Raw genomic sequence first — 12,260 nt, 5'->3', positions numbered from 1 at the left:
TCCTTTTTCTCCTTTATTGTCAGCGATTTCAAAACAAACGAAAAATATGTAACTCCTCAAGTACACATTCATTATAAGAAAAAACGAATTCCCGCTCGATAGTTTATTGAAAATTATTACATAAGTCCTATACACTTACATTCAATTAAAAAACATCCGCGCCTGCCTTTCATGACAGGCGCGAATGTTTTGTCAGTCCCGAAATCCTACCAATTGAAAAACAGTTTGAGTGCGATGGTTAACGCTGTGTAACCGACGGCGCCGCCAAGAAAGGTGCGGAAATGGGCATTTTCTTCAGAAGGCAGTTCTTTTTGCAGTACGTTCATGATCATCGCGCCTGAGATGAAGGCGAACACGATACCAAGCATATAAGACGGCATCGGGGCGAACACTCCGACAGCCCAGCCGGCCAGAATGCCTGCAGCCAGCAGATAGCGGCCGAGTTTTTCGTAACGCGCCGCGTCCTCCCTCCACAAGTCATGGGACACCGCCATGAAGTGCAGACCGACCGCAATGCCGTAAAATACAGCTTCTATTCCCTTAATATCAGAAGCAAATATATGATAGGAGATCAGCATGTTATACACGACAAAAAATGCAATCTGAATCCAAAAGAAGCTTCCTTCTCCCTTTGCGTGTTTGCGGGAAGCCCGTTCGGCCGCTTTGTGAACGCCGTAAAACACCAAAAGCCCTACAAGCCCCAATATGTATAACTCCGATTCCATCGTCAGGCCGGAATCCTTCGATAGATTATCCTGCTGCTTATGAAGCGACGGCAGTACATACACAAACACATAAGATACTGCCACCCCGCCGGAAAAGGAGAGCCACTTGAAGCGTCCGATAGTACTGGTGGAAATGATTTTATTCGCAAACAATTGGACAACCAAATATAGTGCCCCAAGTAATATTGTGTCAACGGCCATGAATATTCTCCTTTAATCGTTGTATGCCAACCCCTGCATTCCCCGGATGCCTTCCGGATAAACCCGTTCTTATAAGGCTGTCCCCTTCCCCTCTGACTTTCATGAGAAAGTGTGTCAGATTACCTATCGTTTTTGTACAACGTACTCTCTATATAATATACACTCAAAATACATATTAAAGTTAGATAAAGGGGGATATCCGATCCATGGAACAATCGCAGGGCACCATTCATATTGTCGGCGCGGGGCCCGGCTCCCCCGGCCTCCTTACTCTCCGCGGGGCAGAGTGCCTCCAGCAGGCCGATGTGGTTCTGTATGACCGACTGGCACATCCCGCCCTGCTGCTGCACGCCCCGAGGGACGCAAAACTGATTTACTGCGGCAAAAAGCCCTGTGCTCATACGCTGGGACAGGAAACCATCCAGCAGGAAATGATCGTTCACGCCCGCCGCGGAAAAAAAGTGGTCCGGCTGAAAGGAGGGGACCCTGCCATTTTCGGAAGGGTGACAGAGGAAATGGAAGATCTGAAAAAGCGCGGCATTCCCTATGAAATTGTCCCCGGTATTACTGCCGCAAGTGCGGCCAGTTCTTATGCTGGAGCTGCCTTGACCGATCGGCGTTATGCCCACGGTTTCCGGGTGCTTACCGGCCACGGTCAGGGGCCCTCCGGAGAAACATCAGCAGATTGGGAAAACCTTGCCGCAACCAGTGATACGCTCATTTGGTATATGGGGGTGAAACGCCTCGACTTCATCACCACCCGCTTGATGGAGTACGGGAAAGACAGGGACACGGAAGTATTAATTGTAGAGTGGGCTTCCCACCACCGGCAGCGGACAGTCAGTGGGCCACTTCATGCTATTTCCGCCATGGCCGCAGAACAGAACATCACTAATCCATCGGTTATCTTTGTCGGAAACGCTGTAGGATATCACCAGGACTGTAAATGGTTCCATCCATCAGCTGCCGGAGGAATCCTGGCCTTCCCCCAGTCCAATGCCGAAAGGGCCGTATATGAACAGCTGAAAACAGAAGGAATGGATGTATATATCCATTCCGTAATATCAGAAGATTTTCATGAATCAGAAAATACAAAGATCATTATGAACCGTCTTTTGGAAGAAGGATTTATCCGCCACATGGTCTTTCCTTCTACAAAGGAAGGGCAGCAGTTATATGAAGACTGTCTGAAAAACAGGACAGCAAAAGCGCAGCCACTTACCTGTTGGATGACCGCCACCGGGACAATATCCAGCACGTTCACGCCCATGCTTCCTTTGCTGCCCCTGGAGTCGCCGCAGAACTGGCCCGGTATTTTTCTGGCAGATGAACACAAAACGTCCGGAACTTTGGAAAGAAAAGCAACCATGTAAAACCTTTATTTCTTGTAAGGAGGAATAGATATGGCAGAACACAAAGAACAGTTAGTTGTCATTGGGAACGGAATGGCCGGGGTAAGAACCGTGGAAGAAATATTGAAAAAAGACCCGGAACGCTATAAGATTATCATCTTTGGTAAAGAACCCCATCCTAACTATAACCGTATTTCATTATCCTCTGTGCTCCAGGGCGACACCGAACTCGATGATATTATTTTAAATACGTACGAGTGGTACGAACAAAATAACATTACACTGTACACGGGAGACCCGGTCGTTGATATTGATACAAAGAAACAGACCATCACCAGTGAAAACAACGTCACTCTTGCCTATGACCGGCTGATTCTGGCTACCGGCTCCAACCCATTTATGCTTCCGCTTCCGGGAGCCGACAAGGAAGGCGTGATTGCCTTCCGCGACATTGAAGACTGTGAAACGATGATCAACGCTTCATCTCATTATCAACGTGCTGCCGTTATCGGCGGAGGCCTTCTCGGACTCGAAGCCGCCCGCGGGCTGTTGAATCTTAATATGGAAACAGAAGTCATTCATCTCGCCGATTCCCTCATGGAACGTCAGCTCGACAGCACCGCCGGAACTATGCTGAAAGAAGAACTTGAACAGCAGGGCATGCGGTTCCATATGGAAAAACAGACAGAACAGATTGTCGGTGGAGACCGGGTCGAGGGGCTTTACTTCAAGGACGGAACGAAATTGTATGCCGATCTCATTGTCATGGCAGTCGGCATCAAACCAAATATAGCACTCGCCCAAAAAGCAGGAATTGAAACCAACCGCGCTGTCGTCGTCAATAATTATATGGAAGCGGACGTTCCTAATGTATACGCGGTAGGTGAATGTGCCGAACACAACGGAATTGCCTACGGCCTTGTCGCTCCGTTGTATGAACAGGCCAAGGTTCTCGCCGATCGTCTTTGTGACGACACGTCCACAGCTGCTTATAACGGATCACTCATGTATACACAGCTGAAAGTATCCGGAGTAGACGTCTTTTCTGCCGGTGATTTCATGGACGGGGAAGGGAAAAAAGCCGTACGCGTCCACGATGAATTCGAAGGCGTCTATAAAAAAGTCATGGTTCAGGACGAAAAAGTAGTCGGGTCCGTCCTGTTCGGCGACACATCCGACTCTCCGCGGCTTCTGGATATGATGAAAAAGCAGGAAGACATCGGCGGTATGAGCAAAGCGGTGCTGCTGCCTTCAGAAGGCACAGGCCAGACAGAAAGCCCTGTCCTGTCGATGGCTCCGGAAGAAACCATCTGCGGATGTAATGGAGTATCAAAGGAAGCGATTGTCCAGTCTATTGAGCAGGACGGTCTGACATCGGTCGAAGAGATCAAACAGCACACCAATGCCTCGCGCTCCTGCGGCGGCTGTAAACCACTCGTTTCCGATCTGCTGCAGGCCGTACTTGGCGATGAAGGGACGCAATCTCAGATAGAACCGATGTGTGGATGCACGACCATGTCCCACGAACAGGTGCAGGAAGCCATCCGCAGCCGGCAGCTCACCCATACACGCGAAGTGATGAATGTGCTCGGCTGGGAGCATGAAGAAGGCTGCACCAAATGCCGTCCGGCCATCAACTACTATCTTGGCGTTGTTCATCCCGAAACGTACGAAGACGACGACCGCTCCCGCTTCGTCAACGAAAGGATGCACGCCAATATCCAGAATGACGGCACCTATTCGGTCGTGCCAAGAATGTACGGCGGAGTAACCAATTCCGATCAGCTCCGCAAGATCGCAAATGTCGCTGATAAATACGAAGTACCGATGCTGAAATTAACCGGTGGTCAGCGTATTGATATGCTCGGCGTCAACAAAGAAGACCTCCCCGAGATTTGGTCGGACCTCGATATGCCGTCCGGACACGCTTATGGAAAAGCTATCCGTACCGTCAAAACATGCGTCGGTGAAGATTTCTGCCGCTTTGGCACCCAGGATTCCATCGGCATGGGAATCGCCATTGAGAAAAAATTCGAACGGCTCAATACGCCGCACAAAATAAAAATGGCTGTGTCCGCCTGCCCGCGGAACTGCGCTGAATCGGGCATTAAAGACATCGGCATCGTCGGTGTGGAAGGAGCATGGGAAATGTATGTCGGCGGAAACGGGGGTGTCGAGCTGAGAGCCGGTGATAAGCTTGTTAAAGTGGAGTCCGGCGACGAACTGCTTGAAATTATGAGTGCCTTTATGCAGTACTACCGCGAAGATGCCCGTTACCTGGAGCGTACATCCCACTGGGTGGACCGCGTCGGACTGGATCACATCCGCAGCACCATTATTGATGACAAAGAGACCCGGCAGTTTTATAAAGAGCGCATGGACCACGCCCTTGAGCACAAACCGGAAGATCCTTGGGCCAGCTTGACCCATAATGAAAACAAACGCAAAGAACTGTTTGAACGCAAAGCTGTAGAACTTGTGTAAAAGGAGAGGAGAGGAGAATATGGATACGCTGCAGGGAAAGAAAATATATATTCTGGACTACGCGGAACTGAGACCGCATCTAGCCAAAGAAGTAATCGTGGGAGAACAATCCGTTGCCGTCTTTCTCACGGACGGAGAGGTTCACGCGGTGGAAAACAGCTGTCCCCACCGCGGTGGTCCCCTTTCCCAGGGTCTGGTCAGCGGCAGGTACGTCTTCTGCCCGCTACACGACTGGAAAATTGATGTGACGGACGGTGTCGTACAAGGTGCAGATGAAGGCTGCGTCAAAACATTTGAAACTTCCGTAGAAGACGGAGCAGTCTACCTTATATATCAATAAAATCGTAACGCAGGACACAATAAACAGCAACATCCAAAAGAGACTGGGTAAAACCATTACGAACGAAAAATGCCGGACGATTCATCATGGAATCGTCCGGCATTTTTTTACTGCGCTGTATTGTCCCGTATCGATGGTTCTCCACCATTTGCCATTCGATCGGGAACCATTGCTCATATACAAAAATAATGGCCAGTTCCCCCCGAAGCTTGTCTATAAAACAATGCAATCATCAGCGGAGCACTTCCCGCAGTCTCTCTGCTTCCTGCCGGATATCATCTGCCCGGCTTACTGCTGAAATCACGGATACACCATCAGCCCCTGCTTCCATCACGAATGCAGCGTTTTCAGCATCAATGCCGCCGATACCGACAATTGGAACAGAAAGGCCTGATTCACGGAGCAGACGGATGGCTCCCGGTCCCACCGGATTTTCGGCATCTTCTTTCGTGGAAGTCGCAAACATCGGCCCCACACCAAGATAATCTGCACCATCCTGCACGGCCTGCTCCGCTTCCTCCAAGGTTTTAGCAGAAACCCCGATCGTCATCGACGATGGGCACCGCTTTTTTATATCCACGAGCGGAGTATCTTCCTGCCCCGCATGGATACCATCCGCTCCAAGTTCGAGTGCAAGATCTACGTCATCATTTACAATAAATGGAATACCTGCTTCCCGGCAGATCTTCTGAAGCCGCCCGGCCAGCTCTTTTTTGGCCGGGCCTTCTTCGGCATACTGTCCTTTTTCCCGGAACTGGAAGGAGGTAATCCCTCCCTGCACCGCCTCGCGCAGAGCATCTTCCGGATTTTTATCTGTGTTGTTGCTTCCCATTATAAAATAAAGAAGATACTGCTGTTTATTCATCATTTTTTTCCACTCGTTTCATGTTGAGGCTCTGACGGAGATCAAGATCTCCGACATGATATAAAGCATTCAGGAGTTCGACCTGGAACGTCCCCGGACCCTGGTTTGCCGCGAAACCTTCCGCCCGTTCTGCTGCAGTGCCGTAAAACCCAAGTGCTGCTGCCGCTCCCTGAACCACATGATCCGAGACCGTCAAAAAGGAAGCTGCCACTGCACTGGCAAGACAGCCGGTTCCGGTGATTTTTGCCATCATCGAGTGTCCATTATGCACTTGATACGTTTCCTGTCCGTCAGACACCGCATCCACCGGACCGGTGACAGCAACCGGGGTACCTAAAGAATCCGCTGCGTGCTCGGCAATGACAGCTGTGTCTTTCTGGTCACCGGAGACGTCCACGCCTTTCATATCACTTTCAAGTCCGGTAATGGCAGAGACTTCTCCTGCGTTTCCACGAAGAAGAGTAACATCCAGTTCTTTCAGAAGTTCACGTGCCGTATTGGTGCGGTACGGTGTTGCACCGGCTCCTACCGGATCCAGCACAATCGGGATTCCTTTTTGGGACGCTGCTCTGCCTGCTGCAAACATACTCTCCACCTGTTCCGGATGAAGAGTGCCGATATTCAGTACGAGAGCATCCGCCGCCGCTGCCATGTCCGCTGCTTCTTCTGGAGCGTCTGCCATCACTGGAGAAGCCCCGGCTGCCAGCAGGCCATTTGCGTTAAAATTGGCTACGACGGTGTTAGTGATATTATAGATTAAAGGATTCCGCGTTCGAACCTGTTCTAAATAAGATGCAGCTTCTTTTGCTTTCATTGCCATGCCCTCCTTATTTTTTGAGCAGTTCTTCTACGGTAAGCCGTGATCCCCAGTGGTTGACTGGACCGTTTCCCTTCCCGAGACCCAGTGGCTGCGAAATCGCATACGTAATAAAGTCTTTGCTCTTTTTAACAGCTTCTTTCACTTCTTCTCCCCGGGAAAGGTGAGCGGCTATAGCCGCAGAAAATGTGCACCCGGTACCATGGGTATGCTTTGTTGAGGTCCTCGGGGCACTTACAACATCCACAGCTCCATTGTAATAGATAATATCTTCTGCATCGCCTTTTGCGTGACCTCCCTTCACGACAGCAGCTGTTACTCCCATATCTTCCACAATCATTTGTGCCGCTTTTTCAGCATCTTCCCGGGTATGGATATTCATGCCGGTTAGTAACTCTGCTTCTGCCATATTCGGCGTCACTACTTCAGCGAGAGGAAACAACTTCGTCTTCATCATCGAGGTTGCTTCGTCCTCCATCAGCGAATCACCGCTTGTTGCTACCATAACAGGATCAATGACCAGGGGGATATTTCTGCCTTCCAGCAGTTCCGCCGTTTTCTCAATCATAGCCGGCGTTGCAACCATTCCTGTTTTTACAGCTTGAGGTTCGATATCTTCCAAAACAGCTGTTATCTGTTCTTCGAGCGCTTCAATGGGAAGGTGCCAGACATTACGGACCCCTTCTGTATTCTGGGCTACAACTGATGTGACGACAGCCATGCCGTAAGCTCTGCATTCCTGAAATGTTTTCAGGTCCGCATGAATCCCCGCTCCCCCACTGGGATCAGTACCGGCAATGGATAAAACACTTGGAATATTATTCATTATCTATTTCCTCCTTCATTAAGGCTGGGATCCCTCGTATTGAGGCATTCTGAAGACCAGCCGGCGGTGCCCGAAACTGGACGATAAAAACGTCCGTTTTTATACGTTCCTGCCGCTAAAAAAACCGCTCTTCATCAGGAAGAGCGGCTGCACGTCTATTACTATACTTCTGTGCGCCCACTCCACTTTCCTCCGATGGTACTAGCCATATCAGGTTCTGAGGGACCGATGCCGGGCAGGCATCATCTCAGCTGTTTTCAGCGCCCCTAGTGGATAACTGTGACAATTCATCTTTTATTCTATCGTACCGGACGGGGCTCAGCCCTGTCAATCTGCACAAATGGAAAGCTCATCCTCTACCTGCCGCTGTTCTTTTCGCCTTCTTTGATTATACGCTCAAACTGTTTAAACGTAGCCAGCACCTGCTGCAAATCCTCCAGATTAATCTGTGTTAAATAATCCTGGACAATGGAGGCCTCGAACGTTTCAAATTCTTTTTTCAGCTGCTTCCCTGTGTCCCCAAGACTCATCGTCACTTCCCGCCGATTCTGTTCATTGATGGAGCGGATGAGCAAATCTTCGTTTTCCAGTTTATTGACCGATTGAGTCACCGCACTTTTGGAAATGCCGAGTCTCTGTGCCATGTCTTTAAGAGACATGTCCTCATGACGGATAAATAAAATCATGATGGACTCCTGCCGGGAGGTCAGCTGAAGTTTACTTAAAATCGGCAGTTTCGGCTGCAGGTACGTCGCTATATTCTCCAAAGCATCGAGTGATTGCAGATATACTTTCTTATATTCCTCCGTATTCATGATAACCCCTTTTCTCTTTCCCCTTTACAATAAAGCATCCGACCAGCCGTAGTGCAGCAATGCTCCCACGGCACCACTATATTCCCCCCGGGGCAGGAAGTAAGGTTTCTTTCCTCTTAACTCCGTATATCCTTTAATAATTTCCTTCAGTGTATCATGGCCGGCAAAGGTGGAGCCAATGTAGACAATTGCATCTGTACCAAGACGGTCCGCAGCCTGCACACTCATCGTGGTGATAGTTTCCCCTATCATTCTTACTACCGCTGATATGTAGTCCTCGCTTGAAAATCCGGTTTCTTTCATATTGGCCGTGTTCCCGAAATTACTCGCGGTTAATGCACCGGAAATCGGCGGCGTTTCGTGGGAGTATATGTCCCCAACCGTAATATTCAGCGCTTGTCCGTTTCCGTTTCGTCCCATTTCCAGGATGGTTTCAAAATCACTCCTGCCGGTCAGAAGATACGAGAGACCCAAAAGAGTGCCGCCTCCCATTCCGCTTCCTCCTATACGTTCATAGGCATCCTCGGAAACATAATGGATCGAAGTCCCGGTTCCAACATTGGTAACCAGAAACCGGCTGCTGATTTCAGGGGAAGGGGAAGCCTTTTCAAGAAGCCGGCTCACCCCTTCGCATGTGGCCTCGAATTCATTTACCCTGAGCACCCTGTCCGGGCATGCTTCTGCGAAAACACCGGCTTTTCCGCCGGTTATATGTATTTCAGGATTTGTGAAGTGGTTGTTGATCCATTCTATGATTTCATCTATCCGGTGCGCTGCCATTTTTTCAAAATGCAGGTGTCCTTCATGGTTATACACTATTTTTACCAGTGTCCCGCCGGCATCAATACCGATATACTGCTTGTCCATCGGCTGCGTTCACCCCTTTTCTTTGTGCGGCCACTTTAACATCATCGTGCCTTCGTATATTTTATACTAAAACGTACATACAATGATAGAATATTTTATAAGGGAATGAGTTCTCCCACAGACGAACCACGCTTTTTTTGTTATACTTTGATAATCACCGAACACAGTTAGGCAGGGAATCATATGGGTATTTACTCCATTTTAATCAGTCTTGTTATTTTTCTGAATTTAATTTTTGCTGTTATTATTATCTTCCTTGAACGAAAAGACGCTACCTCGACGTGGGCCTGGCTGATGGTTCTGCTGTTCGTTCCGTTTCTTGGGTTTATCCTGTATTTGATATTCGGCCAGAATCTGAGCCGGAAACGGTTGTTTGACTGGGAGGATATTAAAAAAATCGGGATTGAGGACTTAATCAAGGAACAGATTCATTCCCTCCGGGAGCACCGCTTCCATTTTTCCGACCCGGACGCAAGAGACTACAGGGATCTTATTTACATGCATCTTGTGAACAATGACGCCCTGTTGACTGAAAACAATCAGGTCAGTATTTATACCGACGGCAGGGAAAAATTTGATCAGCTTATTGAAGACATTAACCAGGCCACAGACCATATTCATCTGCAGTATTATATTTTCCGTAACGATGAACTTGGAACCAGGCTGCTTGAGGCATTGACGAAAAAAGCGCGGGAGGGGGTCCGGGTACGGATTCTGTACGATGAAATGGGCTCCAGGAAGCTTCCGAAACGCGCCTTTCATACATTGAAAAAGGCAGGCGGCGAGGTCGAAATCTTTTTCCCGCGCCGGATTCCACTCATTAACCTGCGCTTGAACTACCGGAACCACCGTAAAGTTGTCGTCATTGACGGCGTCACGGGGTATCTCGGCGGGTTTAATGTTGGGGACGAATATCTTGGGCTCGATCCCAAATTCGGGTACTGGAGGGATACTCATCTGCGCATGACCGGGCAGGTCGTCAAAGCTCTCCAGACCCGCTTTATACTGGACTGGAACCAGGCTACCCACCGTCACTATATTCACTACGAAGATCGGTTGTTCCCTGTACACGAAGCAACGGGGGACACCGCTGCCCAGATTATTTCAAGCGGTCCGGATTCAGAGTGGGAGCAGATTAAAAACGGGTACATCAAAATGATAATGGCTGCGAAAGATTCGATTTACATTCAGACCCCGTATTTTATTCCGGACCAGAGTCTGATGGACACACTCCGCATCGCTGCGCTCTCCGGCAAAGATGTGAGGATCATGATTCCCAATAAACCGGATCATCCGTTTGTATACTGGGCAACGTATTCTCACATTGGTGAACTTTTAAAGACCGGCGCGAGAGTCTACGTCTACGAAAATGGCTTCATCCATGCCAAAACGATTGTCGTCGACGGAAAAGTGTCATCAATAGGTACTGCCAATATCGATGTAAGAAGCTTCCGTCTGAATTTCGAAGTCAATGCTTTCCTGTATCACCGGCCAACGGCAGAACGTATGGCCCTCACATTCGAGACAGACATGAAGCACTGCCGCGAACTCACGCTGAAAGACTACAGAGAGCGGTCGCTTTGGATTCGGTTTAAAGAATCGATATCCCATCTCCTGTCCCCCATTCTGTAAACAATGAAGTAAAAAACACTTTCGATTATCGTTTATGGTAATCGAAAGTGTTTTTTATTAAATGCAAACGTCGTTATGAACCCTCTCAAGATACGTTTTATACACAAAGTCGGGAGCCAAACGTAACCTAAAGCGTGCAGGCGTGGAGTTATACCGGCTGCCTGACGTCGCATGTCCTGCCTCCAATGCGTTACTTCATGGTTCCGGCTTTCCAGAGCGCGGCAGTATTTCTGGACAGGGTTTCTATGTAAGCTTCTCCGTTCATCATGGCGGACTCCACTGTGCCCGGTCCCGGCATAAGACTGAATGCCGCTGTAATACCGTGGGTAAACACGGCTTCATATCCCTCTCCGAGCTGGCCGCAGAATGCCAGTACCGGCACTGTCTTCACTGCCTGAGCCGCTTTGGCTACACCTACCGGCGTCTTCCCGAAAACGGTCTGGTGATCCATTTTTCCTTCACCGGTAATCACCAGGTCAGCCCCTTGCATTCTCCCGGCAAAACGGGTTTCTTCCAGTACGATGTCGATGCCGGGTTCAAGTGCCGCATGCAAAAATGCTTTTAGGCCAGCTCCCATCCCTCCGGCTGCTCCGGCTCCGGGCAGCGTGTCCACATGAATACCCAGCTGTTTTTCAATCACAGCACCATAGCGGGAAAGTGCCTGATCCAACAGATTGACCATTTCTTTGTCCGCCCCTTTCTGCGGACCATATACCGCACTTGCTCCATTTTCCCCTGTCAGTGGATTCGTCACATCACAGGCCGTGCGGATGTCGGTTCGCTGGAGCCGTGAATCCAGTCCGGAAGCATCAACAGCAGCCAGTTCCGCTAAAGAACCGCCCCCGGAGGGAAGGTCGTTTCCGGACGCATCCAGCAGTCTGCCGCCCAGCGCCTGAAACATGCCGGCGCCCCCGTCATTGGTGGCACTGCCTCCGATTCCGAGAATAATTTTTACGACTCCTTCATCAAGCGCTGCTTTTATCAGTTCTCCGGTGCCGTAGGATGTGGCCGTTAGAGGATTTCTGCTTCCTTCGGAAACAAGCGCAATGCCGGAGGCCTCCGCCATTTCCATTACCGCGGTCCGGCCGTCTCCAAGTACTGCGAACTCTGCCTGCACCGGAGTGCCGTCCGGGCCGGTGACTTCTTTTTTTATCATCGTTCCCTGCAGTGCATCGGCCATAGCCCGGGTTGTACCTTCTCCCCCATCAGCCATCGGGATTCGTTCTGTTTTCAGAGCATCCCCGTATACCTGTCTGAAACCTCTTTCCACCGCTTGGGCTGCCTGCATCGCTGACATGCTTTCTTTAAACGAATCTGGTGCAATCACTACTTTCAT

General features: G+C 49.7%; 11 protein-coding genes and 1 riboswitch. Of the genes, 4 read left to right on the top strand and 7 right to left on the bottom strand.

Annotated features, from left to right (window positions below; genetic code table 11):
* Positions 1-206: 206 nt before the first annotated feature.
* A complete protein-coding gene (locus tag BM058_RS01305) occupies positions 207-926 on the bottom strand; it encodes a hypothetical protein (RefSeq protein WP_090925225.1) in 720 nt (239 codons plus the stop codon).
* Between the two features lie 206 nt (positions 927-1,132).
* Here BM058_RS01305 and cobA point away from each other — a divergent pair, with 206 nt between their 5' ends.
* The 3 genes from cobA to nirD are packed head-to-tail and all read left to right on the top strand — an operon-like array spanning position 1,133 to position 5,102.
* Positions 1,133-2,299 (top strand): uroporphyrinogen-III C-methyltransferase, encoded by a 1,167-nt coding sequence (cobA, locus tag BM058_RS01300; protein WP_090925224.1) that lies wholly within the window; start codon positions 1,133-1,135, stop codon positions 2,297-2,299.
* 30 nt (positions 2,300-2,329) lie between these two features.
* Positions 2,330-4,762: a nitrite reductase large subunit NirB gene (gene nirB, locus BM058_RS01295; RefSeq protein ID WP_090925223.1), complete on the top strand. Its 2,433-nt coding sequence runs from the start codon at positions 2,330-2,332 to the stop codon at positions 4,760-4,762.
* A gap of 19 nt (positions 4,763-4,781) precedes the next feature.
* Complete coding sequence (gene nirD / locus BM058_RS01290) at positions 4,782-5,102, top strand: nitrite reductase small subunit NirD (RefSeq protein WP_090925222.1); 321 nt, start codon at positions 4,782-4,784, stop codon at positions 5,100-5,102.
* A 232-nt stretch (positions 5,103-5,334) separates the two neighbouring features.
* Here the strand turns inward: nirD and thiE are convergent, their stop codons facing one another.
* The 5 genes from thiE to coaW all read right to left on the bottom strand — a co-directional run bounded on the left by thiE (position 5,335) and on the right by coaW (position 9,292).
* Positions 5,335-5,967: a thiamine phosphate synthase gene (gene thiE, locus BM058_RS01280; RefSeq protein WP_090925220.1), complete on the bottom strand. Its 633-nt coding sequence runs from the start codon at positions 5,965-5,967 to the stop codon at positions 5,335-5,337.
* The gene (gene thiM / locus BM058_RS01275) at positions 5,960-6,781 is read right to left on the bottom strand and encodes a hydroxyethylthiazole kinase (RefSeq protein WP_090925219.1); all 822 of its coding nucleotides are present in this window, start codon (positions 6,779-6,781) and stop codon (positions 5,960-5,962) included. Before thiM ends, thiE begins: the two co-directional genes overlap by 8 nt.
* 13 nt (positions 6,782-6,794) lie before the next feature.
* Positions 6,795-7,610: a bifunctional hydroxymethylpyrimidine kinase/phosphomethylpyrimidine kinase gene (gene thiD, locus BM058_RS01270; protein ID WP_090925218.1), complete on the bottom strand. Its 816-nt coding sequence runs from the start codon at positions 7,608-7,610 to the stop codon at positions 6,795-6,797.
* 170 nt (positions 7,611-7,780) lie between these two features.
* Positions 7,781-7,888: riboswitch (TPP riboswitch) on the bottom strand.
* A 78-nt stretch (positions 7,889-7,966) separates the two neighbouring features.
* Complete coding sequence (locus BM058_RS01265; protein WP_090925217.1) at positions 7,967-8,425, bottom strand: MarR family winged helix-turn-helix transcriptional regulator; 459 nt, start codon at positions 8,423-8,425, stop codon at positions 7,967-7,969.
* Positions 8,426-8,449: 24 nt separating this feature from the next.
* Positions 8,450-9,292 (bottom strand): type II pantothenate kinase, encoded by an 843-nt coding sequence (coaW, locus tag BM058_RS01260; RefSeq protein WP_090925216.1) that lies wholly within the window; start codon positions 9,290-9,292, stop codon positions 8,450-8,452.
* A 183-nt stretch (positions 9,293-9,475) separates the two neighbouring features.
* Between coaW and cls the strand changes: the two genes are divergently transcribed.
* Positions 9,476-10,924 carry a cardiolipin synthase gene (gene cls / locus BM058_RS01255; protein WP_090925215.1) on the top strand — a complete coding sequence of 483 codons (1,449 nt, stop codon included), beginning with the start codon at positions 9,476-9,478 and terminating at the stop codon, positions 10,922-10,924.
* A gap of 190 nt (positions 10,925-11,114) precedes the next feature.
* Here cls and BM058_RS01250 read toward each other — a convergent pair whose 3' ends face one another.
* On the bottom strand, positions 11,115-12,260 hold the full coding sequence (locus tag BM058_RS01250; protein WP_090925214.1) for a glycerate kinase: 1,146 nt from the start codon (positions 12,258-12,260) through the stop codon (positions 11,115-11,117).

The organism is Salibacterium qingdaonense (genome assembly GCF_900114715.1).
Taxonomy (GTDB): domain Bacteria; phylum Bacillota; class Bacilli; order Bacillales; family Marinococcaceae; genus Salibacterium; species Salibacterium qingdaonense.
Note: the sequence above shows the minus strand (reverse complement) of the source record. Positions and strands in the feature narration are given on the sequence as shown.